This is a genomic window from Rhizobium sp. AG207R, from assembly GCF_027109195.1.
Classification (GTDB): Bacteria; Pseudomonadota; Alphaproteobacteria; order Rhizobiales; family Rhizobiaceae; genus Rhizobium; species Rhizobium dioscoreae.
Genome location: NZ_JAEPVT010000009.1, coordinates 242,744 through 268,270, shown reverse-complemented (window position 1 = coordinate 268,270; position 25,527 = coordinate 242,744). Strand labels below are relative to the sequence as shown.

Sequence of the window (25,527 nt, the reverse complement as noted above, 5' to 3'; positions counted from 1 at the left end):
CGATACGTCGAGCCGGAAACCGCCATGCACTTTTCCTGGGGGACCTTCAGCCCAGCAGATCGGGCCGCAGGAATATGACCGGAGTGGGCGAACCGACTTCCAGCTGCGAGGCATGTGGCGGGCGGACGACCAGGCAATCGGCACGCGAAAAGACTTTCATCATCGACGAATCCTGCTTCGAGAAGGGCTCGGCGAGCCAGCCGCCGTCGGCAGCTTTCGTCAGCGTTGCGCGGACGTAATCCTGTCGCTGATCGTTCGCCGCAAAGGACACGGCGGCGCGTGCAAAGCCTTCGCGCTTTATCGGCGGCAGGGATGCGAGCTTTCTTATCAATGGCTCGAGAAAGAGCAGGCCGCAGACAAGGCTGGAGACGGGATTGCCGGGGAGGCCGAGGACATGCATGTCGCCGAGGCTGCCGACCATCAGCGGCTTGCCGGGGCGCATGGCAATGCGCCAGAAATCCAGCTTCATTCCTGCAGCCACCATTGTCGCCTGCACCAGATCGTGATCACCAACAGAAGCGCCGCCGAGCGTGACGATGATGTCGGCCTTGGCCACCTGCGCACGGCCTATGGCGGCGGTGATATCGTCGCTGTCGTCGGCGACGATGCCGAGATCAAGCACATGCGCGCCTGCATTGCGGGCCAGTGCAGCGATGCCGAACGTGTTGGACGCGATGATCTGCGAGGGACCCGGTTCATTGCTGGGAGCCACGAGTTCATCGCCGGTCGCGAGAATCGCTACCAGCGGCCTCCGGTAGACATCCAAGGCCGGATGGTTCATGGCCGCGGCGACGGTAAGCCTCGAAAAGTCCATCACCGTGCCGGCGGGAAGCACGGCTTCGCCTTCCAGGAAATCCTGTCCGCGCGGGCGAATATGCTGCCCCTTGCGCAAGGGATAGGTCGTGCGGATGCGATCGCCCTCCAAGCGCTCGGCGTCCTCCTGCAAAAGCACCGAATCGGCACCGGCCGGAACGGGTGCGCCGGTGAAGATGCGAACCGCCTCTCCCTTGCCGACGGCTCCCTCAAAGGCATGACCCGCTGCGGAGGCACCGATGACCTGCAGCTCCGAGCCAGGCGTTGCAGCATCCTCGAAGCGCAGGGCGTAACCGTCCATCGCCGAGGCGTCGAATGGCGGTTGGGTCAGGCGGGCAGCAAGATCCCTGGCCAGAACCCTGCCTTCGGCCATATCGAGCGGAACGCTTTCAACACGATGGATCGGCGCGGCACTATCCAACAAGCGCGCTTGCGCTTCGACAACGGGTAGCAGGCTCATATATCAGGCCCTCGGATGGCGGAAATCCCCCGATTTGCCGCCGGATTTCTCCAATAGAGTGATTCCACCGATTTCCATGCCGCGATCGGCGGCCTTGGCCATGTCGTAGATCGTCAGGCAGGCGACGGAAACCGCCGTCAGCGCTTCCATCTCGACGCCGGTGCGGCCGGTCAGCTTTGCTGTCGCGGTGACCCGGAGACCGGGCAGGGCGGCATCTTCTGCGATATCGACGGAAACCTTCGTCAACATGAGGGGATGGCAGAGCGGGATGAGATTGCTGGTCTGCTTGGCAGCCATGATGCCGGCAAGCCGCGCCGTGCCGATCACATCGCCCTTCTTAGCGTTGCCGTCGCGAATCAGCGCCAAAGTCTCGGGCTTCATCTTGACGTAACCGGCCGCGGTGGCGCTGCGCGCCGTCTCGGCCTTATCGCCGACATCGACCATGTGGGCTTCGCCCGAAGCGTCGATATGCGTGAGACCGGCCTTCTCGCTGCTCATCTCACTCGGCCGCCAGAATGCCGGTTTCACCGTTCAGCAGCAGTTTGGTTGCCGCCGTCACATCATCCTTGCGCATGAGGCTTTCGCCGACGAGGAAGGTGCTGATACCGACGGCCTCGAGACGCTTGCAGTCGGCGTGTGTGAAGACGCCGCTTTCGCCGACCAGCAGCCGATCCTTCGGTACCATGGGCGCCAGATTCTCGCTGACCGTCAAGCTTACTTCGAACGTGCGCAGATTGCGGTTGTTGATGCCGACCAGCGGCGAGGACAGTTTTAGTGCACGATCCATCTCTTCGGCGTCGTGGACCTCCACCAGCACATCCATGCCGAGGCCGAAGGCCTCGTCCTGAAGACGCTCGGCGTCATCGTCCGAAAGCGATGCCATGATCAGCAAGATGCAGTCTGCGCCCCAGGCACGGGCTTCCTGGACCTGGTACGTATCGAACATGAAATCCTTGCGCAGTGCCGGCAGCGAGCAGGCCGCGCGGGCAGCCGTCAGGAATTCCGGAGCACCCTGGAAACTCGGTGTATCCGTCAGCACCGAAAGGCAAGCCGCACCGCCGGCCTCGTAGGCCTTGGCGAGGGCAGGCGGGTCGAAATCGGGGCGTATCAGGCCCTTGGACGGGCTTGCCTTCTTGATTTCGGCAATCAGGCCGAACACACCGGATTCCTGCCTGGCAAGCAGCGCCTTGTGAAAGCCGCGCGGTGCGGACTGGTCAGCCTGCATGGCCTTGAGATCGGCAAGGGAAAGCTTGGCCTTGGCAGCGGCGATTTCCTCGCGCTTGTAGGCCTCGATCTTTCTAAGGATATCGCTCATGATGTCCTAGTCCTGTCCTTCTTCATTGGAAACGGCAATGAGCTTTTCCAGTGCAACGGCGGTGGCGCCGCTATCGAGCGAATGAGCCGCGAGCTTCATGCCATCATGCAGCGTTTCCGCCTTGCCGGCAATGACCAGCGAGGCCGCCGCATTGGCAAGGGCGATGTCGCGATAGGCGTTCTTTTCGCCGGCGAGCACTGCGCGAAGGGCTGCGGCATTGGCAACGCCGTCACCACCCTTGAGATCGGCAAGGTCGGCATGTTGCAGGCCGAAATCGGCCGGTGTCAGTTCGAAGCTACGAATCCTGCCGTTTTCCAGGGCCGCGACGGAGGTCTTGCCGGTCGTGGTGATCTCGTCCAGGCCGTCGCCGTGCACGACCCAGACGCTCTCTGCGTTGAGATCCTTCAGCACCTCGGCCAGCGGCAATACCCATTGTGGCGCGAAGACGCCCAGCAGCTGACGACGAGCGCCGGCAGGATTGGACAACGGACCAAGGAGATTGAAAATCGTGCGCGTGCCGAGTTCGACACGCGAGGGGCCGACATGGCGCATGGAAGAATGATGCAGCTGCGCGAACATGAAGCCGATACCGGCTTCCCGAATGCAGCGGGCAATCGTCTCAGGTCCGATATCGAGCTTGATACCCAATACGGATTGCGTGTCGGCGGTGCCGGCCTTGGAGCTTTGGGCACGATTGCCGTGCTTGGCGACGGGCACACCCGCGCCGGCGACGATGAATGCCGCCAGCGTCGAGATATTGTATGTGCCAAAGCCATCGCCGCCGGTGCCGACGATGTCGATCGCATCGGCAGGCGCTTCCACCGGCAGCATCTTGGCGCGCATGGTCGTCACGGCGCCGACGATTTCATCCACCGTCTCGCCGCGAACGCGCAGCGCCATGAGAAATGCACCGATCTGCGACGGCGTGGCCTCGCCCGACATCAGGATTTCGAATGCCTGTCGGGCTTCGTCCCGCGTCAGCGCCTCACGATTGGCCACCTTGGCGAGGAAAGGCTTCAATTCTGTCATTGATGATCCATCCTCCCGTATGGGTCTAGCGGGACATCGCCTGTTCGGCGAGGCTCTGGTTGACCGTTACGGCGTATTTGGACTGCAGCTGGCCGACTATCTGGTCGAGGATGTCGTCGCCGGCAGCATTGGCGATCTGGGCCACTTGCTGATCGTCGTTGCTCAGCGCATCGGTCGTCGGATTGTCGTTGACATCGGTGACCTTGAGCAGGATCTGCGTCGTGTCATCGGCGCCGACGGCGTTGGCGGCCGTATCGACCGGACCGGAGAAGGCGGCAGCGATACCGCCGCGACCCAGAACCGGATCATCCGTCGAGCGCGTGATGCCGGTCTTGCTTTCAACAGCGATGCCAAGCGGCGCGGCGATATCGGCGAGCGACTTGCCTTTCTGCGCCTCCTGCTTCAGCTCGGCCGCCTTGGCGGCAAGCGCGACCTTCTGCTGCTCGGCGGTCCAGTCGGCAACTGCCTTTTCACGGACTTCGGAAAGCGGGCGATCATGATCGGGCGTGACGTTCATGACATCATACCAGATGTAGCCATCATTGCCGACCGTCAGGGGAGCAGGGTTGCCACCCTGATCGGCCTTGAAGACCTCCGAGATCAGCTGCTGGCGGGCCGGCAGATCCTTGATCTCATTGCCGTTCTGATCGAGGCCGGTCTGGTCGATCGCCTCGATGGTAACGAGCTTCAGCTTGAGCTGCGATGCCGCATCCTGCAGCGATGCGCCGGAGCCGCGCAGGTCTTCGAACTTGTCGTGGACGCTGGTGATTTCATTGGCGGCATTGCCGAGCGCAATCTGCTTGCGGATATCTTCCTTGACCTCGTCGAAATTCTTGGCCGTTTCGTTCTTCACATTGGTCACACGCAGGATGACCGGACCGAATGAACCGTCCACGACGGGCGTGGTGCCGCCTTCCTTGGAGACGGCAAACGCCGCTTCGGCAACGGTCTTGTCCGGAACCTGATCCTTGGTGAAGGTGCCGAGCAGCACGTCGGACGGCTTCTTGCCCTGATCGGAGACGAGCTGATCGAAGGTGGTTCCCGTCTTCAGCGCATCGGCTGCGGCATTGGCGAGATCCTTGTTGGCGAAGGTCAGCTGCTCGATGGTGCGCGTTGCCGGCGTGGTGAAGCTGTCCTTGCGCTTGTCGAACTGCGCCCGCACTTCGTCATCCGTGACACTTGCCACATCGGCAATATCCTCGGCCTGCAACTTCACATAGGCGAACTTGCGGTATTCAGGCGCACGATATTTCGACTTCACGCCATCGAACCATTTCTGCAACACGTCGTCAGCCGGCGCCTTGACGGGATCGATATTGGCATTGGTCAGCAACAGATAGTCGATGCTGCGGGTCTCGTCGTGATACTGCTTGACCGCATCGGCAAGAACCGCCGGTGCGACAAAGCCGTTGGACACAGCTTCGACGATTTGGCTGCGGATCGCGACTTTACTGCGCTCCTTGATATAATCATCGGGCGATATGTTGCTGTTGCGCAGAAGCATATCGAACTTTTGGCGATCAAAGGCACCGTTCGCAGCCTTGAAGGCCGGATCGTCGCCGATGAGCTTGGCAAGGCGGTCTTGCGAGAGGCCGAGGTTCATGTCAGCGGCGAGCTGATCGAGCGAAGCGCCGGCGACGAGCTGCGCCACCGTCTGTTGCCCGATGCCGAAGGCGCGAGCCTGCTCCGGTGTGATCTGCATGCGCAGCTGCTGGCTGATCGCCTGGATCTGGCGGCGATAGGCAAGGCGGAACTCATTGGTATCGATGTGCTGATCGCCGACTGTGACAACGGTATTGCTGCCGCCGCCCGAGATAAGGGACCGCTCGACGCCCCACACGCCGAAGGCCGCCGCAAGAAGAAGCAACAAACCCTTGGCAACCCAGGTCTGGGCGATTTTTCTCAGCACGTCGAACATCGGAAAGCAAACCTCGTCATCATCAAGTCTTCGCCCGCAGGCGAAACAATCGGAGTTCCTTAGAACAATCCGAACCGGAATTGAAGAGCCAGTGGGGAAATCGCCTGATGAGGTGCAGCCATGCCGGAACCTTTGAGAAGCGGCAGCGTTCTAGCAATGCGGAAACATAAGGAGCACACGATGGCAGAGACCAAATCAGCCTCTACTCAGTCGTCTTCGGCGCGAGCACAAACGGAAACGGCAATGGAGGATCTTGCCGCCCAGGTCGCAGCCTTACGCGAAGATCTGGCAAAGCTGTCACAAAGCGTGGCAGCTGTGGGGCAGGGAGCGAAATCTGTCGTCGCGGAGGAAGCCAAGGAGATCACGGAGCAGTTGCGCGAGAGAGTTCGAGAAGAGCCGATTTTCATGGTCGCTGCCGCAGCAGGCATCGGTTATCTGATCGGCCTTCTGAGCCGACGCTAGTCAGGACGAGCTCTCGACGGGTGGACGAGCCACTCCGAGCGACCGCAGCTGCGAAACCGCCGAAAAAGGCGCGGACGATTCGTCCGCGCCTTTTCAATTGGTAACCGCAAACGCCCGTATGCAAGAATTGCAGAATATATGCATTGCACCACAACCGAAGCCTGCTGCGACATCTTTGTGACACTCCCTGCGGCATGTTGACCATCGCCATTTGTTGAACGCGCACCCTCTTGTATCACGTGGGCGCTTACTATACGTAACAACAATTATAAGGTTGCTTATGAATAGCAGGCTCCCCATACAATGATTTCGACCCCCACCGTTGGTTTTCTCCTCCATGACGTTGCGCGACTCCTTCGGAAGAGATTCGAGCAGCGTGCGAAGGATTTGGGCCTGACGCGCTCGCAGTGGCAAACCCTTGCCTACCTTGCAAACAATGAAGGTATCCATCAGGCCGGACTGGCCGAAATTCTCGAAATCGAGCCGATCACGCTGGTGCGTATTCTGGACAAGCTCAGCGAACGGGGGCTGGTGGAGCGCCGGCAGCATCCGAATGATCGGCGCAGCTGGCTACTCTATATGCGCGAAGAGGCCCGGCCGTTGATGGACGCCATGCGCAGCATTGGCGAACAGTCGCGCAAGGAAGCGCTCGAGGGCGCCTCTCAGGAAGATCAAGAGCGCCTCTATGAATTGCTTACCCTTATGAAATCGAACCTGGTTAGCGCCTGCCGTTCAAAAGCAGTCGATAAAGAGTTACAACATGGCTGAAGCATCCTCCCCACTTCGTGTACCCGCGAACGCAAACTCCTCCGAACAAAATCAAGCTCCCGTCGCCGAGGCTCCATCCTCCAACCCGGCGCCCCAGCCTTCCACGACCGCGCCGGCCGCACCGGCAGCGCCCCCGGAGGCGCCGCGCAAGCGCCGTGGCATGACGCGACCAGTCCTGTTTGCGCTGCTTCCGGTCGCGCTTGTCATCGGTGGCTATTACTACGTCACCGGCGGGCAGATCATGTCCACGGACAATGCCTACATTCAGGCCGATATGGTCGGTGTTTCCACCGACGTTTCCGGCACGGTAATCTCGGTCGACGTGCATGAAAACGAGGTGGTGAAGAAAGGACAGGTGCTTTTCCGCCTGAAGCCCGATTCGTTCCGGATCGCGCTTGAAGGTGCGAAAGCGCAACTCGGCAATGCCAGGAACCAGATCCTGAACCTGCAGGCGAGCTACAAGCAATCCCTGTCGGAAATTGCGCAGGCGCAGGCCGACATCCCGTACTATCAGACGGAGTTCGACCGCCAGCAGAACCTGATCACCAATTCGGTCGCTTCCAAGGCGGCTCTCGACCAGGCCAGACACAATCTCGAAGCCGCGCAGCAGAAGGTATTGGTCGCAAAGGCCACAGCCGCCGCGACTCTCGCCCAGTTGGGCGGCGAAGGCACTGCCGATCTGCCTCCGGAGCAGAACCCGCTCTATCTGCAGGCAAAGGCTGCGGTTGACAATGCGCAACGCGAACTTGACGACACCGTCGTCAAAGCCCCCTTCGACGGCGTGACCGCAAACGTACCCTCGCTGCAGGTCGGCGCCTATCTGACGGCTTCCCAGCCAGGATTTTCGCTGGTTTCCACCACACATCTATGGATCAACGCCAGCCCGAAGGAAACCGAACTCACCTATGTCCGGCCCGGCCAGAAGGTCGATATTTCGGTCGACGCCTATCCCGGCGTGACCTGGAAAGGCACCGTCGCAAGCATAGCGCCGGCATCCGGTTCCAGCTTCTCGCTTCTGCCGGCGCAGAACACGACCGGCAACTGGGTGAAGGTCGTCCAACGCATACCGATGATCATCAATATCGACGATACGGCGGGCAAGCCTCCGCTGCGCGTCGGAATGAGCGTCGTCGCCGATGTCGACACCGGCCATGCCCGCGGCCTGCCTGATTTCGTCACCAACCTGCTGGGTCATTCCCGCGGTCAGGATCATGAGTAATACCGCCACCGCTTCTCCCGCGGCGCCCGTTGCCAATCGTGGCGCGATCACCGCCTGCGTCATCCTATCCGTCATCATGCAGGCGCTGGATACCACCATCGCCAATGTCGCCCTGCCGCATATCCAGGGCGACGTTTCCGCCAGCGCCGACCAGATCAACTGGGTCCTGACGTCCTATATCGTCGCTGCGGCGATCATGACGCCGCCCTCCGGCTTCCTCTCGGCAAAATTCGGCCGCAAGCGGGTCTTGCTGGTGGCAATCGCCGGCTTTGTCGTTGCCTCGGTGCTGTGCGGCCTGTCGGAATCGCTGATACAGATTGTGGGCTTCCGCCTGCTGCAGGGCCTGTTCGGCGCTTCGCTCGTACCGCTGTCACAGGGCATCCTGCTCGATATCTACAATGTCGAGGAGCGCGGCCGTGCCATGGCGCTGTTCGGGGTCTCGGTCATGGTCGGGCCGGTTCTGGGTCCCGTCATCGGCGGCTGGCTGACCGACAATATCAGCTGGCGCTGGGTATTCTACATCAACGTGCCGATCGGTGCGCTCGCCTTCTTCGGCATCGTCGTCTACGTGACGGAAACCAAGCTCGATGCACTCGCCAAGCTCGACTGGTTCGGCTTCGGCATGCTTTCGATCGCGATCGCCGGTTTGCAGCTGTTCCTCGATCGCGGCGAGCAGCTCGACTGGTTCTATTCGAGCGAGATCATCGTCGAGGCGCTCGTCTGCGTCAGCGCCTTCTATCTCTTTCTGGTGCACATGTTCACGGCCGAGCGAAGCTTCGTCAATCCGCGGCTCTTCATGGACCAGAACTTTGCCGTCAGCATCCTGTTCATCTTCATCGTCGGCGTAACCTATCTGGCTTCGCTGGCGCTAATGACGCCTTATCTGCAGACGCTGATGGGCTATCCGGTCGTCACTGCCGGTATCGTCATGGGGCCACGCGGCCTCGGCACCATGTTCTGCATGTTTCTGGTTGGGCGGCTGATCGGCAAGGTCGACACCCGCTGGCTATTGTTCATCGGCCTCGCGCTGACGGCCTGGGCCATGTACGACATGACGGGCTGGACACCGGATGTTTCGCAATGGACGCTGATTTCGGTCGGCTTCGTCCAGGGCGCCGGCCTCGGCTTCCTCTTCGTGCCGTTAACGACCATCGCCTTTGCGACACTGCCGGCGCAGATGCGAGGCGAGGGAACGGGGCTCTACAATCTCTCGCGTAATATCGGCTCCAGCGTCGGAATCTCGGTCGTCTCCATGCTGATTACCGAGAATACGCAGGTCAACCATGCCAATATCGCCGCCTATGTCACGCCATTCAATCGGTATTTCGGCCTCGCGGCCGCACAGGGCGTGAGCCCGATGACGGCAGTCGGTCGTGCGACGCTCGATGGGATGATCACGACGCAGGCGACCATCATCGCCTATATGGACGATTTCAAGCTGCTGATGCTGATGTCGATCTTCGCCATGCCGCTGCTGGTGCTCTTGCGCAAGCCGAAGGCACCGCCGGCGGTCGATCACAGCGTCGCGATGGAATAGCTACGCAGCCTTTCCAGTTTCACTGCGTGGCTCAACGGCTGCCGGGCACCACCCCGGCGGCCGTTTTTGTTCGATCATGGAAAACGGCGGCTGACAAAGCGTGAGCCGGCAGCACCGAAACGCCAAAGGGGATCGATGTTCTTCGTGATGCCGATGCGCTTGCCGGCCACGATCGGCACCGGTTCGGCAAGCGAAAGCGAAAACGGCGCCGCATCCAATGAACGGCCATTGAGATGGATATCGACGGCCAGGGCTTGCGAGAGCTTACCCGGCCCGTTGCAAAGCGAGACGATGTCGGCCAGCCCCCGCCGCTGGATCATGTGCGCGATGCCGTTTTCCGGCTCGATCGCCCGGATGAGCACGGCGCTCCCCTTGGTGCAAACGAAATTCAGACACCAGTGAATGCCGTAGGAGCGGTAGACATAGACATGGCCGGCCGGTCCAAACATGGCCGCATTGCGCGATGTCGGACCGTTATAGGCGTGAGATGCCGCATCATCCGGTCGATAGGCCTCCGTTTCGACGATTCGGCCGCCCACCTCCGCAACAGTGAAGCGCATCCCGATCAGATCGGACGCGACCACGACGGCGTCCCGGCTGAAAAAAGCGGTGAGGGCAGGGCCGGCGAGGGGGGTGATACCAAGAGACAGGGAATGATCGTCAGAAGCCATGGAAGGAAACTATCCCGGATAGCCGAAGCCATCAACACGGCGGCGATCATCAAGTGCTTGGTCCGGCGTACTGATAATTGACAAAAGCTAAGTATCTCTTATTAATAGCTTGCTTCAGTCAGATTTGACCCCTGACCTGGCGAAGGTGGCCCGGCCCTTTCCAGCGGCCGGGCCACCTTATTTTTAGCGCGCTGACGACATGAAGTTCCCGCAGCGCCGCCCGACTCGATCGATATTCCTCAATCGCCGTTCCAACCGACATCGAGAATGCGAAGGAGCTAGGCGGAACAAGTTGACGCGGCGACCAAAGCTGATAAAAAGCCAGCCGTCGAGTGATTGGCAAAAAACCGGTAACCACACCCGGTTTCGAAAAATCAGCACTATATGGATTTTTCAGGCCTTTTCAGTTGCTTGGAAGAGTGTCCGAGTGGTTTAAGGAACCGGTCTTGAAAACCGGCGTGCGGGAAACCGTACCGTGGGTTCGAATCCCACCTCTTCCGCCATATCCATATGAAATCATTAGATTTTATGGCCGATGGCTCTCCCATCCCATACACACCATATTAGCCATTCTTGATATTCTTGATCACGCAGATTGCCATCGAAAATGAAGCGCGACGTGTCACATTAAGAATCCCTGCCTTGTCATGCCCTTCACAACACCAATTTCGAAGGAGATGACAATGATCCGGCAGAGCATCGCAATCGTGTATCATAGCGCCTACGGACATACCGGCCGACAAGCCGAGGCCGTCAGAGCGGGGGTCGAAGAGGTTGATGGCGCGGAGGCTATGCTGTTGACCGTAGATGCGGTGGAACGCCACTGGAGTGATCTCAATGCGGCGCATGCGATCATCTTCGGCTCGCCGACTTACATGGGCGCAGTTTCTGCACCATTCAAAACATTCCAGGAGGCGACGTCGAAGACAGTTCTTGCGAGGGGCTATTTGTGGAGGGACAAGATCGCCGCCGGTTTCACCACCTCCGGGTCACGATCCGGTGACAAGCTTTCGACGCTGATGCAGATGGTGATCTTCGCCGCCCAGCACGGAATGCATTGGGTCGGCCTCGATCTTCCTCCGGCAAACTGTTCTTCAACGGGCTCCGAAGAGGATCTGAACCGCCTCGGCTTCTGGCTTGGCGCGGCGGCGCAGGCCAATACGGACGAAGGCCCGGAGACGGCGCCACCGGCATCCGATCTCGCGACCGCCCGTCATCTTGGCCGTCGGGTAGCGTTGACGGCGCTGCAGTTCGCTCGTGGCCGCGAGGTCAATCCATTTGTGCGCGAGTTCGCAGCCAATGAATGAGGCGCCGTCCGACCCAATCTTCGCTGAGCTGCGTCCGCGCCTTGTCAGGCTCGCCTACAGAATGCTCGGATCGGTCACGGATGCCGAGGATATCGTGCAGGATAGCTGGTTGCGCTGGTTGGCGACCGATCGCGCTTCCGTTCGCGAACCGGCGGCATTCCTGCGGACAGTCGTCACCCGGCTTTGTCTGAACGAGCTGAAATCGGCCCGTCGTCGCCGGGAATCCTATGTGGGCTCCTGGCTGCCCGAGCCGATTTTCGATCCGGAAGACGGCGATGCGGCTGACGATATAACCATGCCGCTGATGCTGGCCTTGGAGCGTCTTTCGCCGCTGGAGCGAGCCGCCTTTCTTCTGCATGACGTGTTCGGCATGAGTTTTGATGAAATCTCGTCGGCAATTGGTCGTGAGGCGGCCGCCTGTCGCAAGCTTGCCAGCCGGGCGAGGGCACATGTCACAGAGGCCCGGCCGCGCTTCGCCGTCGGCAAGGAAGAAGGGCTCAAGCTTGCCGAGGCTTTCTTCACGGCATCGAGAACGGGAGACATGGCCTCCCTTCAAGCTCTGCTTTCAGAGGATGTCGTTGTCTATGCCGACGGCGGCGGCAAGGTGCCGACATCGCAGCGACCACACATCGGGCTTTCTGCCACTATGCGGCTTCATGAGCGACTGGCGCGAATTTTCCGCGCGCATCCCTCGCAACTGATCCACTATGCCGTCATCGATGGCTTGCCGGGCTTCGTGACAATAGAAGGCGACAGTGTCGTGCAGACGACCGCGTTGCAGGTCGAACGGGAAAAAATTGTCGCCATCTATTGCACCCGCAACCCGGACAAACTGCAGCACATTATCGGCGCCTTACCGCATTGATGGTTGACGGCACGAAGAGCCAGATGCGAAACCCTCATCTTCTTCGCGTCGCTATGGCGCTTCGGCAAAGAGGATGGGCATGCAGCGCTTCAGCATACGCCGTCTATATCGTGATGACGCTTCGATATTCAGGGAAATCCGCCTGGAAGGACTGGCACGCCACCCAGAAGCATTTGGCGCATCCCACGAAGAAGAACTGATTTATTCGCTGACGCAGATTGGCGACAGGATTGAAAACAATGCCGTATTTGGCGGCTTTGCGGATGACGGAACGCTGATTGGCGTCGCCGCGGTCGCACGATCAAAGAGCGCGAAAATGCGCCATATCGCCATGATCTGGGGGGTGTATGTACGCCCGCAAGGGCGAGGCACCGGCCTATCGCGTTCCCTGATGATCGCAGCGATCGACGAGGCGAGACAAACATGCCGATCGATCCGGCTCAACGTCGCATCTTCCAACGCGGCAGCCATTCACCTCTATGAATCCCTTGGCTTCAAGGCCTGGGCGGTCGATACGGATGCGCTAAAAGTCGGCGATATCTATCATGATGAAATACTGATGCGTCTTGATACAGCAGCCTGAGAAAACTGCGCCAAATCTCTCCTTCGCAATCCCAGCGCAATGACAAGCCGAGTGCATCTGTCGCAGTTCGGCACGACTGGTGGCGCACAGAAAGCAGACCGTTACCGTAGCGGGATGGATGTGATCGACACGACTTGCGGCCGGCAGTGCTTTACTGAGCATTAACCATGATCTTCGGAAATTCTTCGGTGCGCTCAATTTGCATCGCAAAATGGACAAAGTGCAATCATGATTAAAGCACCGTTAGGTGATTGGAGCGTAGCAGGATACCGGAGCGAGGGATTACCGGTAGCAGACCTCCGTCAAAGTAATGAGTAGCGGCTTGGGACAGATGACATTCGAAAATCGGGCGGTGACATACACAACGGCCATGCGTTGGTTTGCTCTCTCACTGATGTGCGCAACCGTTACGGCCTGCGGGACGTCTCAGAAGGTTGCTTCGACACGCAAGCACGGCAAGGAATATTTCTCCGAGAAGGAATATGGCGTGAAGGCGAGCCCTCGCGTCGTCAATAACGGACCGGTGCCGAAGGGCGGCGGCCGCTTCATGGTCGGCAATCCCTATCAGGTGAAGGGCAAGTGGTATTACCCCAAGGAAGATTTCGGCTATAACAAGGTCGGCATCGCGTCATGGTACGGCTCGGCTTTTCACGGTCGTCTCACCGCCAACGGTGAAGTCTACGACCAGCAGTCGCTGACTGCCGCCCACCCGACCTTCCCGCTGCCGAGCTATGCCCGCGTCACCAACGTCGAGACCGGATCCTCCATCATCGTTCGCGTCAACGATCGCGGCCCATACCATCCCGGCCGCATCATCGACCTTTCGAACAAGACGGCACAGCTGCTCGACCTTCAGCATAGCGGCACGGGCAATGTGCGCGTGCAATATGTCGGCCGCGCCCGGATGGACGGTCATGACGAACCCTATCTGATGGCCTCTTACATCCCGAAGGGTTCGCGTCTGCCCAGCATCAACCCGGGTGGCCAGATCGCAACCGGCGTGATGGTGGCCTCTGCCGGCCGGATGACTGCTGATCAACTGCCGGATTCGTATACACCAACACCGACGCGCGCCAGCCGCCAGGTGCGCAGCTTTGATGCCGCGCCGGCGATCGCACCCGTCCCGCGCCAGTCGCCCTATTCAGCAACGGCCTTCGCCGACTCCACCCCGGATGGCGGTTACAACGCCACCAAGCGTAACGACCCGCCACCGATGACGTGGAATGGCGGAGCGATGCCTGCGGCGGAAGCGGTGGACCCGACCATGATCGTGCTTCCGCGGATCGGCCCGATCCCTCGCGAGCGGCCGGATTTCTCTCCGCGTCTGGCAAGCCAGAAGGACCAGTCCCTTGGCTCCATGGTTGCCGGCTATCAGGAAGCGCCCGTCAAGACCGTTTATGTCGACCTCGCTTTCGATGCCGTCATGGTTCGCAACGACGGCCTCACGCAGGAATCGATCCTCTCCTCCTATCGCCGCCAGCACCAAGGTAAGACGCAGGTCGATTGATCGGCGTCATTGCCTGAATCTTAACCGGTCACTAAAATAATCGAGCCGGTGGTCGGATGAAGGGGACGATATGCCAAAGCGCTTGATTCTTTTGTTCCTTTTTCTCCTCGGGTTCGCGAATGTCACGGCCGTCGCGCAGCCGGCCGCACCGGGCGCTTTCGACACGAAAGCCGCGCAGGCATTCATGATCGAGGCGTCGACCGGCACTATCCTGCTTGCCAAGAACGAGGATCAGCTGATTTCGCCGGCGTCGCTTGCGAAACTGATGACGCTGGATGTCGTTTTCGACGCGATCGGGCGAGGGGAGATCAACCTCGACACCGAATATGCCGTCTCGGAAAATGCCTGGCGCACCGGCGGCGCACCCTCTCGCGCATCGACCATGTTCGCCGCGCTGAAATCGCGCATCCGGGTCGGTGATCTGATCCAAGGTATTGCCGTGCAGCAGGCAAATGATGCCTGCATCGTTCTGGCAGAGGGTATGTCGATCAGCGAACGCGAATTCGCGCGGCGCATGACGGCGCGTGCCCGCGAGATCGGCATGTCGCGGTCGACCTTTACCAATTCGACCGGACTGCCCGATGCCAACGACCCCAATGGCGGCGGCAGGGTTTCCGCGCGGGAGATGGTCATGCTGGCGCAGGACCTGCAGGAGAAGCACCCGGATCTTTACAAATATTTCGGGCAGGCCGACTTCACCTGGAACAAGATCTACCAGCGCAATAAGAACCCGATGCTTCTGCTCAATATCGGTGTAGATGGCCTGGGGCTCGGCTTTGCCGAAGGCGAAGGCTTTTCAATCGTCGCCTCCATTCAGCGGGATGGACGCCGCTTGTTTCTGGCGCTTGGCGGGCTGAAGAGCGACAAGGAACGCATCGAGGAGACGCAACGCGTCCTCGAATGGGGGCTCAGCAATTTCAAGAGCCAACGCATCTTTGCCGATGGCGAAGTGATCGGCGATGCCAGCGTCTATGGCGGTGCCGCATCGACCGTCGGCCTGCGAACTAAGATACCCGTCGATGTCTACGTCCCTGTGGACACGCCGGATCGATTATCCGCCCGCATCGTCTATCGCTGGCCGCTGACGGCGCCGGTTGCTGCGGATTACGAAGCGGGAACTCTCCGCGTCTTCCTCGGTGCGCGTCTGCTACGAGAGCTGCCGCTTTATACGAAAGAATCGGTCGGGCAGGGCACATTGGGTCGCCGCGCCTTCGATGCCCTCATGGAACTGACGGAATCACTGTTGTTCTCCTGGCTGTGGGACAAGCCTTTGCCGACCTGAGTGGGCCGCAAAGCTCGCGAAATCTCTGTTCACACCCCATATAGAGTGGCGGAGACCGGGACATGCACGGTTCCACCTGGACATGTCTTGGGTTAAACAGGATGCGTATCGCACGCCGCACGCATGGCATGCGAAAAGTGCAGGACATGATCATTGGCTGATGCAAACGGATTATTCGTAAGCTTCGAAGGCGGCGAGGGGGCCGGCAAGTCCACCCAGATTCGCCGCCTGGCTGAACGGTTGCGCGAGCGTGGCCATGAGGTCCTGGTAACGCGCGAACCCGGGGGCTCGCCCGGAGCGGAAGCGGTGCGGCACGTCCTGCTTTCAGGTGCTGCGGAAATGTTCGGCACGCGCATGGAGGCGATTCTGTTCGCTGCTGCCCGCAACGATCATGTCGAGGACGTCATTCGCCCGGCACTTTCGCGCGGCACCATCGTCCTTTGCGATCGGTTCATGGATTCCTCGCGCGTCTATCAGGGCGTAACGGGCAATCTCGAGCCTGACTATATCGAGGCTCTGCAGAGGGTTGCCGTCAACGGCGTCATTCCGCATTGCACGCTGATTCTCGACATTCCCGCCGAAGTCGGTCTGGCGCGCGCACGCAAGCGCGCCTCCGCCGTAACCGCACCAGATCGCTTCGAGAAGGAGGAGATGCAGACCCACGAGAAGCGCCGCGAGGCGTTCCTCGATATCGCCGCCCGCGAGCCCGAGCGTTGTCACGTCATCGATGCCCAGAGGTCGGAAGATGAGATCGCCGCTGAAATCGCCGGGATTGTCGACAAGCGGCTTGGTGCAGCCAATATCGCCGCGGGATCGGAAGCGGCGCAATGAGCGATGAACGTCCGGGCGTCCTCGACGGCGCTATTCCTCCGCAAGACAATGCGAAGCTCTTCGGCCATGAAGAGGCGGAAACTTTCCTCGCGCAATCCTATCGCTCCGGCAAGGGCCACCACGCAATGCTGATCGAAGGGCCTGAGGGCATCGGCAAGGCGACGCTCGCCTTCCGTTTCGCCAATCATGTCCTCTCCCATCCCGATCCGGCGTCAGCGCCGGAGACGATCGGCGATCCCGATCCGGGATCGGTCGTCTCCAGGCAGATTTCCGGTGGAGCATCGCACAATCTGCTGCATTTGAGCCGGCCGGTCGACGACAAGACCGGCAAGATGAAATCCGCGATCACCGTCGACGAAGTGCGCCGCGCCGGAAAATTCTTTTCGCAAACCTCTGGCACCGGCAACTGGCGCATCGTCATCATCGATCCCGCCGACGATCTCAACCGCAGTGCGGCCAACGCCATCCTGAAAATCCTCGAGGAACCGCCGAAGCGCGCTTTGTTCCTCGTGCTTTCGCATGCACCGGGCCGGCTTCTGCCGACGATCCGCTCACGCTGCCTGCCTTTGAAACTTGCGCCGCTCGGCAATGATGCCTTGCGCAAGGCACTCGAAAATCTTGGCGTGCCGGCCGGGCAGGGGAGTGATTTGCTCTCCGCTGCCAAGGGTAGCGTCAGCGAAGCGCTCAAGCTCCTGAACTACGGCGGCGGCGAGATCATCGAGGCCTATCGGCAGGTGCTTTCGGCTGATGGGCCGGCGGCTCGCAAGGCGATGCACCGCCTCGCCGATGCGCTTTCCGGCAAGGACAGCGACACGATCTTTGGCTTCTTCCTCTCGCATATCGGCGATGACATCATCGATCGGGCTCGCGCTGCCGCGCTTGGCGGCTCCATTTCCACGGCCGAGAGGCTGGCTCGGCTGCACTCCGAGACCACTGAGCGATTGAACGTGTCCCAAGCGTACAATCTTGACCGCAAGCAGACGCTTATCACCATTCTCGGCGAACTCAAGCAGCAGCTTTCGGCATAGACAGATCGTAATTCCCTGCGAAAGCCACCGCGAAGTTTCCTGTGAATCGTGTCAGGGAAAGATCAGCTTCCAGGCGACAACCGCCAGCGTGACGGCAAGGATGCTGCGCACGGACCGCTCATGCAGGCGCGGCGCCAGCAGACTGCCTGCGACGATGCCCGGGATCGACCCTATCAGAAGGGCGAACAGCATCGTCCAGTTGATCTCGCCGATAAGCCAATATCCCATGCCGCCGATCAGGGTCAGCGGCACTGCGTGGACGATATCGGAGCCGACGATTTCGCGCACGTCCGTCTGGGGATAGAGCACCAGCAGGACTGTGACACCGAGCGCACCCGCACCGACCGAGGTCATGGTGACGAGAATGCCAAGTATAAGGCCGAGTATGACGGTCAACAGAGCGATATTGCGTGGTGATATCGTTCCGCGTTCGCCGCGCCATTTGCGGATGGCCTCAATGATCTGGCCACGAAAAATCAGCATCAGAGCCGTCAAAAGCAGCAGGCAGCCCAAGGACAGCGTGATAGTATGAGCAACGGCGGGGCTCTCGCGGTTGACGCCGGCCATGATCCAGAGCATGGCGAGCGCCGCCGGCACGCTGCCTGACGCCAGAAGGCTCACGACCTTCCAATTGACCCGCCCATGCATGCCGTGCACGGCCGTTCCCGCCGTCTTGGTGATTGCCGCGTAAAGGAGGTCGGTGCCGACCGCTGTTGCCGGATGAACGCCAAAGAGAAGCACGAGGAGGGGAGTCATCAGCGAACCGCCGCCGACCCCTGTAATGCCTACAAGCATGCCGACGAAAAAGCCGGAAAAGGAATAGAGCGGCTGAAAGGAATCAATCAAACTCAATATCACGGCCTCTTGAAGCCGTTAGGCAGACCAATACATAAAATGATGAAATCCACGGCCACTTCTGTCCTGCGCTCCACTCTTTCGAAGGGGTAAAGGCGAGGCGGAGCCGAGTCAAGCAAGGCGCCATCCCGAAGTTCCGAATGCTGCGGGCGCGAAACTTGGTGTTTCGCTCATGACAAACATGCGCTAAAGCGAGCGGAGCAAGAATAACAGCGACGTAACAGTAAAAGCGGGCCATTGCCTCACATGACCGAAAAAACTCCGTTCTACATCACCACCGCGATCGCCTATCCCAACGGCAAGCCACATATCGGCCATGCCTATGAGCTGATCGCCACCGACGCGCTGGCGCGATTCCAGCGCCTCGATGGCCGCGACGTCTTCTTCCTGACGGGTACGGACGAACATGGCCAGAAGATGCAGCAGACGGCGCGGGCCGAAGGCATGGACCCGCAGCAGCTCGCCAACCGCAATTCCGATGAATTCCAGGCGATGGGGAAGCTGCTGAACGCGTCGAATGACGACTTCATTCGCACGACGCAGCCGCGCCACCATGAGACCTCGCAGAACATCTGGAACCTGATGGCCGATGCCGGCGACATCTACAAGGATTCCTATGCCGGCTGGTATTCGGTGCGCGACGAAGCCTATTACCAGGAAAACGAAACGGAGCTGCGCGCCGACGGCGTGCGCTACGGGCCTCAGGGCACGCCGGTCGAGTGGGTGGAGGAGGCAAGCTACTTCTTCAAGCTCTCCGAATACCAAGATCGGCTGCTGAAACACTACGAGGAAAATCCGGATTTCATCGGTCCGTCCGAGCGCCGCAACGAAGTCATTTCCTTCGTCAAATCCGGCCTCAAGGATCTGTCGATCTCGCGCACGACCTTCGACTGGGGCATCAAGGTGCCGAACGACCCGTCGCATGTCATGTATGTCTGGGTCGACGCTCTGACGAACTACATCACAGCGACCGGCTACATCGAAGATCGGAACAATCCGCGGGCGAAATACTGGCCGGCCGACCTGCATGTCATCGGCAAGGACATCATTCGCTTCCACGCGGTCTACTGGCCGGCCTTCCTGATGTCGGCGAAGCTGCCCCTGCCGAAGCGCGTCTATGCCCACGGCTTCCTGCTCAACAAGGGCGAGAAGATGTCGAAGTCGCTCGGTAACGTCGTCGATCCGGTCAATCTCGTGAACCATTTCGGCCTCGACCAGGTGCGCTACTTCTTCCTGCGCGAAGTCTCCTTCGGCCAGGACGGCAGCTACAGCGAAGAGGCGATCGGCACGCGCATCAATTCGGACCTTGCCAACGGCATCGGCAACCTCGCCAGCCGTTCTCTGTCGATGATCGTCAAGAACTGCGACGGCAAGATCCCGGAATGCGGACCGTTGACGGATGAAGACAAGGCACTGCTCGCACAGGCCGACGCCTTGCTCGCTTCGACCCGCGAAGACATGTGCAAGCAGCTCATTCATCGTGCCCTTGCGTCCATCATCGCTGTCGTTTCCGAGACGGACCGCTATTTCGCGAGCCAGGAGCCCTGGGCGCTGAAGAAGACCGATCCTGCCCGCATGGCGACCGTGCTCTACGTCACGGCCGACGTCGTGCGCCAGATCAGCATTCTGCTGCAGCCGTTCATGCCGGAATCCTCGGGCAAGCTCCTGGATCTTATTGCCATCCCATCCGACAAGCGTGATTTCGCGGCGCTCGGCGAGGCGGGCCGCCTCGTTGCCGGAACGCCGCTGGAAGCCCCGAAGCCGGTCTTCCCGCGCTATGTCGCGCCGACCGCCGAATAAGGTTCTCCATGCTGATCGATACGCATTGCCATCTGGATTTTGCCGATTTCGAAGAGGAGCGCGACGCGATCGTCGCCCGCGCTCACGAGGTTGGCGTCAAGCAGATGGTCACCATTTCGACAAAGGTCAGGAAGCTCGACGGATTGCTTGCGCTCACCGAGCGTTATCCGTCGGTTTTTTGCTCCGTCGGCACCCATCCGAACAGCGCCGACCAGGAGTTGGACATCCAGACGGAAGACCTCGTGCGGCTAGCAAATCAGCACGAGAAGATCGTCGCGATCGGCGAGGCGGGTCTCGACTACTTCTACGACACGGTGAAGCCGGAGGACCAGAAGACCGGCTTCCTGCGCCATATCGCTGCCGCGCGCGAAACCAAGCTGCCGCTCGTCATTCACAGCCGCAGCGCCGATGAGGACATGGCCAAGATCCTGACGGAAGAAACAGGGAAGGGGGCTTTCCCCTTTATCCTCCACTGCTTCTCCGCCGGCCCTGCCCTTGCCCAGACCGGCGTGGAGCTTGGCGGCTATATCTCCTTCTCCGGCATCTTGACCTTCCCGAAATCGGAAGAGCTGCGTGAGATTGCCAAGACGATCCCGCACGACCGGCTGCTGGTCGAGACCGACGCGCCTTATCTCGCGCCGAAGCGCTGGCGCGGCAAGCGCAATGAACCATCCTATGTCATCAATACAGCCGAAGTGCTGGCTGAGACGATCGGCGTCAGCATGGATGAAATCGCCGAGATCACCACGGCGAACGCTTTCCGCTGCTTTTCCAAAATGACGAGGGTCTGACGTCGTGACATACCGGCGGCGCTTCACCATTTTGGGCTGTTCATCGTCGCCGGGCGTTCCGCGTATTACCGGCGACTGGGGTGCCTGCGATCCGAAAAATGCAAAGAATCGACGGACACGTGCCGCCTTTCTCATCGAGCAGATCGCGCCGGATGGCGGCATCACCACGGTCGTCATCGATACCGGTCCGGATTTCCGCGAGCAGATGATCCATGCCGGCGTCAGCTTCATCGACGCCGTGCTCTATACCCACGCCCATGCCGACCATATTCACGGCATCGACGATCTGCGCGGCTACTTCCATATTTCAAACGAGCGCATCCCGATCTATGCCGATCCGCCGACCATGGATCGCATTCGCGAAGGCTTTCGCTACTGCCTGGAAACACCACCCGGCAGCAGCTATCCGCCGATCGTGCGGCCGGTGCTGATCGAAAATCTCGAGAAAAGTTTCGTGATCGATGGGGCAGGCGGTCCGATCCGCTTCTGGCCGCACAAGCAGATACATGGTGATATCCATTCGCTGGGCTTCCGTATCGGTAAACTCGCTTATTGCAGCGATATCAGTGATTTCCCGCCGGAATCGATAGAAAAAGTTCAAAACCTAGACATCCTGATCATCGACGCGTTGCAGTATCGGCCTCATCCAAGTCATCTGTCGTTGGAACAGTCGCTCGAATGGATCGAACGCCTGGCGCCGAAACATGCCATCTTGACCCACATGCATACGCCGCTCGATTATGAAACCGTGCTGGCTGAAACGCCCGATCATGTCGAGCCGGCCTACGATCAAATGCAGATCGAACTCGACGTGGAGGATGACGAGCTATGAGCGAAGATATCAAGAAGCTTTCCAGCCTGGAGCGCGTCGAACTTGCGGCGCGCGCGCTGGGGCTCGACATCTCGATCAAGCGCATGGAGCAATCGACACGAACCGCCGAAGAGGCTGCCAAGGCTGCAGGATGCGCCGTTGGTCAGATCGTCAAATCGCTGGTCTTCGTCAATGCCGATACGCACGCGCTGACGCTGCTTCTGGTTTCAGGCGCCCATAACGCCGATACGGCATATATTGCAACAGCTTATGGAATTCGATTGAAGCGTGCCGATATCGATCGCGTGCGCGATGAGACCGGTTTCGCCATCGGCGGCGTTGCGCCAATCGGCCATCTGGTCGATCTGCCTGTTTTCATCGATGAAAGCCTTTTGGCTTACGATCAGGTCTGGTGCGCAGCCGGGCGCCCGGACAGCATTTTCTCCTGCAATCCAACGACGCTGGCCGAAAAGATTGCGGCCAAGGTGATCCGCATCAAGGCGAGCTAAGAATAGCGAATGCAGCCGGCGCCGGCAGAGATTGCATGGGATCGCTGCGGTGCGACGGGGAGGATGCGATGAGCAAGGCTTCAGACAGCAGAAGGATCGATACGGCTTCCCGGATAATTCGCTCGACGCCACACGCGATCTTCAAAGCATTCCTCGATCCCGAAGCATTGGCCTCATGGCTTCCGCCGAAAGGCATGACATGCAGCATCCACGTCTTCGAACCGCATAAAGGCGGCCGTTATCGAATGGCGCTATCCTATGACGCACTGGATCATCCAACGCCTGGAAAATCTTCCGAGCATACCGACATTGTTTCCGGTCGATTCCTCGAGATCATGGCGGATGAACGCATCGTTCAGGCGGTAGATTTCGAATCCGATGACGCCGCATTCGGCGGAACGATGACCATGACCTGGTCCTTGACAGAGGTTCCAACCGGCACAAGGGTCACCATAATTTGTGAGGACGTGCCGCACGGCATTCGCAGAGAAGATCATGACGAGGGATTGAAATCGACGCTCGAAAATCTGGCCAACCATCTGGAATAAAAGCCAAAAGCGTCTGCACCATCGCCATATCGATACCCGCTTTAGTTCCATAATCTATCTTATCTGATGTTTGCTTGTAGCCGGGGTGGGTTCAAGGATGAAGTGCGACTTGCGAATGATACCAATGGGTTGTCACTCGCAAGGAAGACGTGAGAGCATACCCGCCCCCACGTCGATGTGGATAACAGCGCTTATCCTTCAGCGTCGGCCCGATGCATCTCGGTAGCTTCCTCGCCATTATGGCTGGCTGAACTTCAATGGCCCGGCAGGCCCGTCATGCTTCCAAAGCCATGACGACGATCCAGGCTTGCCATCTGACACCCGGGATTTTCAGCAGCAGATTATCGATCCGCTTGCCGGTGCCCCGAACCGCGGCGCCGAACGGGCTCTTGCGAAACGGAATGGACGCGAGTGCAGCGAGCCCGAAGAATTCCAGATCGCACTTCGAGAAATATTTGCGCACGACCTCGAAGTCCGATTTCAAAAGCGGATGCTCATCGACAGTACGAGCCTCTGGCGTCCGGTTGCGATAGAGATTGATCACGGGATTGTGGCCGAGCGGCTCGAAGAAGAAAGCTTTGCCGTCGGGTCGCAGCACGCGCCGGATCTCGCTCAGCGATTTATCCAGGACGAGGTGGTGGAGGATGCCGCTGCCGAAAACGACGTCAAAGCTCGCTGACGGCAAATTCATATCCTCTGCATTATCGACCTGGAACGTCACGTTCTCGATCCCACGGAGAGCCGCCGTGTTCGTGGCCTGCTGAATGGCGACATCCGAAATGTCGATCCCGGTAATCCACCTGGCGGAGTGTGCAAGACCAATGCTGCTCATGCCGTTTGAGCATCCGTATTCGAGCACGTCCTGTTCGGGACAGGCCGCCCTCACCAGCCGCCAATAGGCATCCACGGCGGGCTTTACCGCGAAATAGAACGAGTCCTCCTTGCGCTCCTCCACTGCACCGAAGCGTTCATTATGAAAGTCGCGCTCACGCGCCAAACGTGCATCATACGTCATCCCGGTCCTCCCAACTTGACCTAATGCGTTGAAATGTTTGCGAAATCTATATTGCAAGGAGCATCAGACCGGTCGCGGCCCATGATGGATCCTTCATTTACGGAGAATAACAAACTGAAACCAGATATCTCCGCCTACGCGAATTCGCAGTTCGGCGCTGTTTCCTACCAGAACATGATAAGCGCAGCGAACGAGCAACTTCCGCTGTAGACATAGGGCAGCCCGCCAGTTCGGCAATCGCTACTTGATTATTCGCCACGAGAGAGCCCTCTCAGCGAGTAGTAGTCGGGATTTTCATCGCACGTTTGCACGAAGAAACGCGATCCCTGCCCTCCGCGACAGGCGCGATGCGGCAGGATCGGCTTCTCAGCGGAGCCACCCTCTTGGTGGCCACCCAAAGATGAATGGCTGGCTGGATTCTGAAATCAGGCCGAACTCAGTTGGCAGAGCTTTGCTTGGGAGTTCCGGTCGACACCGTGGCTGTTGTCGCCACAGGGGCCAGATACGTATCCAGAAGGCTTGCCATCTTGTTGTCGCGAATTTCAGCGGTCTTCTCACCCATTACCACGCCGACAACACGGCGGCCGTTCTTCGCCGCCGAGGTCACGAGATTGTAGCCGGAGGCATCGGTATAGCCGGTCTTGATGCCGTCGGCTCCAGCGTAGCGATACATGAGGTTGTTGTGGCCGCGCAGCTTCATGCCGCGGAATTTGATGCCGCGCATTGAGAAGAGCTTGAACTCTTCCGGGAACTCACGCATCAGCGCAACGCCGAGGGTTGCCATGTCACGGGCCGTCGTGACCTGCTCCGGGTCCGGCAGGCCCGAAGGATTCTTGAACACCGTATTGCTCATGCCGAGCTGATGCGCCTTTGCAGTCATCATCTTGCCGAAATTATCCTCGGAACCGCCAAGCTGCTCGCCGATCGCAACCGCTGCATCGTTGGCGGACAGCACGATGATGCCCTCGACAGCTTCGCGTACAGTGACCTTGCGACCTGCGCCAATGGCGAATTTGAACGGTTCCTTGCTCTCGGCATTCTCCGACATGGTCAATTTCTGATCCCATTTCAGATGACCGGCATGCAGTGCTTCAAAAGCGAGATAGAGCGTCATCATCTTGGTGAGCGATGCCGGGAAATTCAGCTCGTTCTCGTTCGATGCCTCCAGTACCTGGCCGCTATGCACATCCACCACATAACTCGCCTGCCCGGCCTGCGCCAACGAAGCTGCGCCGAGGAGCGACGCGGTCGAAATTGCTGCGGCGAGCAACATGGAGGTCTTCTTGAGCATGGTTTGTCTGCGTTTCCTGTGAGTGAAATCTGTGACGGGGCGCGGGCGATCGAAAATGAATATTCGCCGTTTTTCGAAGGCGATGGATCGGGCAAATCTATGGCGGAAAAAAGAACGGCGCCATGAAAAAAGGGTTAGGCAGCAATACCCCCCTGCTCTTTTCAATATTGGTTGGCTTTCAATATTGGTTGGCCGGATCACAAGCGGTTGATTGCGCCGGAATGAGTTACGATTTCGCGCCGCGAATAAGGATTATGCCGGCCTGATTGCAGCGATGAACGTGCCAAACACAGTGAGAATCGCGACGCTATT

25 protein-coding genes and 1 tRNA gene are annotated in these 25,527 nt (G+C 59.5%); 17 read left to right on the top strand and 9 right to left on the bottom strand.

Annotated features, from left to right (window positions below):
- Nucleotides 1-46 precede the first annotated feature (46 nt).
- From JJQ51_RS22530 to JJQ51_RS22510, 5 genes are read right to left on the bottom strand one after another with little or no spacing between them, the layout of a single operon-like run.
- Nucleotides 47-1,273, bottom strand: coding sequence for a molybdopterin molybdotransferase MoeA (locus JJQ51_RS22530; RefSeq protein WP_269245343.1), 1,227 nt, complete (start codon nucleotides 1,271-1,273; stop codon nucleotides 47-49).
- A 3-nt stretch (nucleotides 1,274-1,276) separates the two neighbouring features.
- Complete coding sequence (moaC, locus tag JJQ51_RS22525; protein ID WP_112721300.1) at nucleotides 1,277-1,771, bottom strand: cyclic pyranopterin monophosphate synthase MoaC; 495 nt, start codon at nucleotides 1,769-1,771, stop codon at nucleotides 1,277-1,279.
- Between the two features lies 1 nt (nucleotide 1,772).
- Entirely contained in the window at nucleotides 1,773-2,588 is an 816-nt protein-coding gene (gene trpC / locus JJQ51_RS22520; protein ID WP_183811257.1) for an indole-3-glycerol phosphate synthase TrpC, read from the bottom strand.
- Nucleotides 2,589-2,594: 6 nt separating this feature from the next.
- A complete protein-coding gene (gene trpD, locus JJQ51_RS22515; RefSeq protein ID WP_145317440.1) occupies nucleotides 2,595-3,617 on the bottom strand; it encodes an anthranilate phosphoribosyltransferase in 1,023 nt (340 codons plus the stop codon).
- Nucleotides 3,618-3,642: 25 nt separating this feature from the next.
- The gene (locus tag JJQ51_RS22510) at nucleotides 3,643-5,535 is read right to left on the bottom strand and encodes a peptidylprolyl isomerase (protein WP_269245342.1); all 1,893 of its coding nucleotides are present in this window, start codon (nucleotides 5,533-5,535) and stop codon (nucleotides 3,643-3,645) included.
- A gap of 180 nt (nucleotides 5,536-5,715) precedes the next feature.
- On the opposite strand from JJQ51_RS22510, the gene JJQ51_RS22505 reads away from it, so the two are divergent.
- From JJQ51_RS22505 to JJQ51_RS22490, 4 genes are all read left to right on the top strand, one after another.
- Nucleotides 5,716-5,997, top strand: coding sequence for a hypothetical protein (locus tag JJQ51_RS22505; protein ID WP_113330696.1), 282 nt, complete (start codon nucleotides 5,716-5,718; stop codon nucleotides 5,995-5,997).
- Between the two features lie 303 nt (nucleotides 5,998-6,300).
- The gene (locus JJQ51_RS22500; RefSeq protein ID WP_069612200.1) at nucleotides 6,301-6,765 is read left to right on the top strand and encodes a MarR family winged helix-turn-helix transcriptional regulator; all 465 of its coding nucleotides are present in this window, start codon (nucleotides 6,301-6,303) and stop codon (nucleotides 6,763-6,765) included.
- Nucleotides 6,758-7,984 carry an HlyD family secretion protein gene (locus JJQ51_RS22495; RefSeq protein WP_113330681.1) on the top strand — a complete coding sequence of 409 codons (1,227 nt, stop codon included), beginning with the start codon at nucleotides 6,758-6,760 and terminating at the stop codon, nucleotides 7,982-7,984. Before JJQ51_RS22500 ends, JJQ51_RS22495 begins: the two co-directional genes overlap by 8 nt.
- Nucleotides 7,977-9,521: a DHA2 family efflux MFS transporter permease subunit gene (locus tag JJQ51_RS22490; RefSeq protein WP_113330682.1), complete on the top strand. Its 1,545-nt coding sequence runs from the start codon at nucleotides 7,977-7,979 to the stop codon at nucleotides 9,519-9,521. The genes JJQ51_RS22495 and JJQ51_RS22490 overlap by 8 nt, the downstream gene beginning before the upstream one ends.
- A 74-nt stretch (nucleotides 9,522-9,595) precedes the next feature.
- On the opposite strand, the gene JJQ51_RS22485 is transcribed toward JJQ51_RS22490, so the two are convergent.
- Entirely contained in the window at nucleotides 9,596-10,192 is a 597-nt protein-coding gene (locus tag JJQ51_RS22485; RefSeq protein ID WP_113330683.1) for a DNA-3-methyladenine glycosylase, read from the bottom strand.
- Between the two features lie 413 nt (nucleotides 10,193-10,605).
- Between JJQ51_RS22485 and JJQ51_RS22480 the strand changes: the two genes are divergently transcribed.
- The 8 genes from JJQ51_RS22480 to JJQ51_RS22445 all read left to right on the top strand — a co-directional run bounded on the left by JJQ51_RS22480 (nucleotide 10,606) and on the right by JJQ51_RS22445 (nucleotide 17,595).
- A tRNA-Ser gene (locus JJQ51_RS22480) sits at nucleotides 10,606-10,695 on the top strand.
- Between the two features lie 180 nt (nucleotides 10,696-10,875).
- Nucleotides 10,876-11,499 carry a flavodoxin family protein gene (locus tag JJQ51_RS22475; RefSeq protein ID WP_152096143.1) on the top strand — a complete coding sequence of 208 codons (624 nt, stop codon included), beginning with the start codon at nucleotides 10,876-10,878 and terminating at the stop codon, nucleotides 11,497-11,499.
- On the top strand, nucleotides 11,492-12,364 hold the full coding sequence (locus tag JJQ51_RS22470) for a sigma-70 family RNA polymerase sigma factor (RefSeq protein ID WP_152096144.1): 873 nt from the start codon (nucleotides 11,492-11,494) through the stop codon (nucleotides 12,362-12,364). Before JJQ51_RS22475 ends, JJQ51_RS22470 begins: the two co-directional genes overlap by 8 nt.
- Before the next feature lie 79 nt (nucleotides 12,365-12,443).
- The gene (locus JJQ51_RS22465; RefSeq protein ID WP_152096145.1) at nucleotides 12,444-12,947 is read left to right on the top strand and encodes a GNAT family N-acetyltransferase; all 504 of its coding nucleotides are present in this window, start codon (nucleotides 12,444-12,446) and stop codon (nucleotides 12,945-12,947) included.
- A gap of 331 nt (nucleotides 12,948-13,278) precedes the next feature.
- Nucleotides 13,279-14,454: a septal ring lytic transglycosylase RlpA family protein gene (locus tag JJQ51_RS22460; protein WP_371864917.1), complete on the top strand. Its 1,176-nt coding sequence runs from the start codon at nucleotides 13,279-13,281 to the stop codon at nucleotides 14,452-14,454.
- 70 nt (nucleotides 14,455-14,524) lie between these two features.
- Nucleotides 14,525-15,736: a D-alanyl-D-alanine carboxypeptidase family protein gene (locus tag JJQ51_RS22455; protein ID WP_152096147.1), complete on the top strand. Its 1,212-nt coding sequence runs from the start codon at nucleotides 14,525-14,527 to the stop codon at nucleotides 15,734-15,736.
- A gap of 153 nt (nucleotides 15,737-15,889) precedes the next feature.
- Complete coding sequence (gene tmk, locus JJQ51_RS22450) at nucleotides 15,890-16,567, top strand: dTMP kinase (protein WP_152096148.1); 678 nt, start codon at nucleotides 15,890-15,892, stop codon at nucleotides 16,565-16,567.
- On the top strand, nucleotides 16,564-17,595 hold the full coding sequence (locus JJQ51_RS22445; protein WP_152096149.1) for a DNA polymerase III subunit delta': 1,032 nt from the start codon (nucleotides 16,564-16,566) through the stop codon (nucleotides 17,593-17,595). The genes tmk and JJQ51_RS22445 overlap by 4 nt, the downstream gene beginning before the upstream one ends.
- A 51-nt stretch (nucleotides 17,596-17,646) precedes the next feature.
- On the opposite strand, the gene JJQ51_RS22440 is transcribed toward JJQ51_RS22445, so the two are convergent.
- Complete coding sequence (locus JJQ51_RS22440) at nucleotides 17,647-18,390, bottom strand: sulfite exporter TauE/SafE family protein (protein WP_371864921.1); 744 nt, start codon at nucleotides 18,388-18,390, stop codon at nucleotides 17,647-17,649.
- 306 nt (nucleotides 18,391-18,696) lie between these two features.
- Here JJQ51_RS22440 and metG point away from each other — a divergent pair, with 306 nt between their 5' ends.
- From metG to JJQ51_RS22415, 5 genes are all read left to right on the top strand, one after another.
- Nucleotides 18,697-20,250, top strand: coding sequence for a methionine--tRNA ligase (gene metG / locus JJQ51_RS22435; RefSeq protein ID WP_152096151.1), 1,554 nt, complete (start codon nucleotides 18,697-18,699; stop codon nucleotides 20,248-20,250).
- 8 nt (nucleotides 20,251-20,258) lie between these two features.
- Nucleotides 20,259-21,041: a TatD family hydrolase gene (locus JJQ51_RS22430; RefSeq protein ID WP_113352527.1), complete on the top strand. Its 783-nt coding sequence runs from the start codon at nucleotides 20,259-20,261 to the stop codon at nucleotides 21,039-21,041.
- 4 nt (nucleotides 21,042-21,045) lie between these two features.
- A complete protein-coding gene (locus JJQ51_RS22425) occupies nucleotides 21,046-21,873 on the top strand; it encodes an MBL fold metallo-hydrolase (protein ID WP_113330691.1) in 828 nt (275 codons plus the stop codon).
- On the top strand, nucleotides 21,870-22,361 hold the full coding sequence (locus JJQ51_RS22420) for a YbaK/EbsC family protein (RefSeq protein ID WP_113330692.1): 492 nt from the start codon (nucleotides 21,870-21,872) through the stop codon (nucleotides 22,359-22,361). The genes JJQ51_RS22425 and JJQ51_RS22420 overlap by 4 nt, the downstream gene beginning before the upstream one ends.
- A 68-nt stretch (nucleotides 22,362-22,429) precedes the next feature.
- Nucleotides 22,430-22,909 (top strand): SRPBCC family protein, encoded by a 480-nt coding sequence (locus tag JJQ51_RS22415; RefSeq protein WP_113352528.1) that lies wholly within the window; start codon nucleotides 22,430-22,432, stop codon nucleotides 22,907-22,909.
- A 274-nt stretch (nucleotides 22,910-23,183) separates the two neighbouring features.
- Here JJQ51_RS22415 and JJQ51_RS22410 read toward each other — a convergent pair whose 3' ends face one another.
- Both JJQ51_RS22410 and JJQ51_RS22405 read right to left on the bottom strand, forming a co-directional pair.
- Entirely contained in the window at nucleotides 23,184-23,924 is a 741-nt protein-coding gene (locus tag JJQ51_RS22410) for a class I SAM-dependent methyltransferase (RefSeq protein ID WP_113352529.1), read from the bottom strand.
- A 436-nt stretch (nucleotides 23,925-24,360) separates the two neighbouring features.
- Nucleotides 24,361-25,215, bottom strand: coding sequence for a D-alanyl-D-alanine carboxypeptidase family protein (locus JJQ51_RS22405; RefSeq protein WP_152096152.1), 855 nt, complete (start codon nucleotides 25,213-25,215; stop codon nucleotides 24,361-24,363).
- Nucleotides 25,216-25,527 lie beyond the last annotated feature (312 nt).

What these genes read in the sequence shown, in the direction of transcription:
- JJQ51_RS22405 (WP_152096152.1), bottom strand. Translation starts at nt 25,215, where the DNA reads ATGCTCAAGAAGACCTCCATGTTGCTCGCCGCAGCAATTTCGACCGCG.
- moaC (WP_112721300.1), bottom strand. Translation starts at nt 1,771, where the DNA reads ATGAGCAGCGAGAAGGCCGGTCTCACGCATATCGACGCTTCGGGCGAA.
- JJQ51_RS22475 (WP_152096143.1), top strand. Translation starts at nt 10,876, where the DNA reads ATGATCCGGCAGAGCATCGCAATCGTGTATCATAGCGCCTACGGACAT.
- JJQ51_RS22530 (WP_269245343.1), bottom strand. Translation starts at nt 1,273, where the DNA reads ATGAGCCTGCTACCCGTTGTCGAAGCGCAAGCGCGCTTGTTGGATAGT.
- JJQ51_RS22510 (WP_269245342.1), bottom strand. Translation starts at nt 5,535, where the DNA reads ATGTTCGACGTGCTGAGAAAAATCGCCCAGACCTGGGTTGCCAAGGGT.
- trpD (WP_145317440.1), bottom strand. Translation starts at nt 3,617, where the DNA reads ATGACAGAATTGAAGCCTTTCCTCGCCAAGGTGGCCAATCGTGAGGCG.
- JJQ51_RS22505 (WP_113330696.1), top strand. Translation starts at nt 5,716, where the DNA reads ATGGCAGAGACCAAATCAGCCTCTACTCAGTCGTCTTCGGCGCGAGCA.
- JJQ51_RS22500 (WP_069612200.1), top strand. Translation starts at nt 6,301, where the DNA reads ATGATTTCGACCCCCACCGTTGGTTTTCTCCTCCATGACGTTGCGCGA.
- JJQ51_RS22490 (WP_113330682.1), top strand. Translation starts at nt 7,977, where the DNA reads ATGAGTAATACCGCCACCGCTTCTCCCGCGGCGCCCGTTGCCAATCGT.
- JJQ51_RS22415 (WP_113352528.1), top strand. Translation starts at nt 22,430, where the DNA reads ATGAGCAAGGCTTCAGACAGCAGAAGGATCGATACGGCTTCCCGGATA.
- JJQ51_RS22485 (WP_113330683.1), bottom strand. Translation starts at nt 10,192, where the DNA reads ATGGCTTCTGACGATCATTCCCTGTCTCTTGGTATCACCCCCCTCGCC.
- JJQ51_RS22460 (WP_371864917.1), top strand. Translation starts at nt 13,279, where the DNA reads ATGACATTCGAAAATCGGGCGGTGACATACACAACGGCCATGCGTTGG.
- JJQ51_RS22440 (WP_371864921.1), bottom strand. Translation starts at nt 18,390, where the DNA reads ATGCTTGTAGGCATTACAGGGGTCGGCGGCGGTTCGCTGATGACTCCC.
- metG (WP_152096151.1), top strand. Translation starts at nt 18,697, where the DNA reads ATGACCGAAAAAACTCCGTTCTACATCACCACCGCGATCGCCTATCCC.
- JJQ51_RS22430 (WP_113352527.1), top strand. Translation starts at nt 20,259, where the DNA reads ATGCTGATCGATACGCATTGCCATCTGGATTTTGCCGATTTCGAAGAG.
- trpC (WP_183811257.1), bottom strand. Translation starts at nt 2,588, where the DNA reads ATGAGCGATATCCTTAGAAAGATCGAGGCCTACAAGCGCGAGGAAATC.
- JJQ51_RS22420 (WP_113330692.1), top strand. Translation starts at nt 21,870, where the DNA reads ATGAGCGAAGATATCAAGAAGCTTTCCAGCCTGGAGCGCGTCGAACTT.
- JJQ51_RS22410 (WP_113352529.1), bottom strand. Translation starts at nt 23,924, where the DNA reads ATGACGTATGATGCACGTTTGGCGCGTGAGCGCGACTTTCATAATGAA.
- JJQ51_RS22495 (WP_113330681.1), top strand. Translation starts at nt 6,758, where the DNA reads ATGGCTGAAGCATCCTCCCCACTTCGTGTACCCGCGAACGCAAACTCC.
- JJQ51_RS22455 (WP_152096147.1), top strand. Translation starts at nt 14,525, where the DNA reads ATGCCAAAGCGCTTGATTCTTTTGTTCCTTTTTCTCCTCGGGTTCGCG.
- JJQ51_RS22470 (WP_152096144.1), top strand. Translation starts at nt 11,492, where the DNA reads ATGAATGAGGCGCCGTCCGACCCAATCTTCGCTGAGCTGCGTCCGCGC.
- JJQ51_RS22445 (WP_152096149.1), top strand. Translation starts at nt 16,564, where the DNA reads ATGAGCGATGAACGTCCGGGCGTCCTCGACGGCGCTATTCCTCCGCAA.
- JJQ51_RS22465 (WP_152096145.1), top strand. Translation starts at nt 12,444, where the DNA reads ATGCAGCGCTTCAGCATACGCCGTCTATATCGTGATGACGCTTCGATA.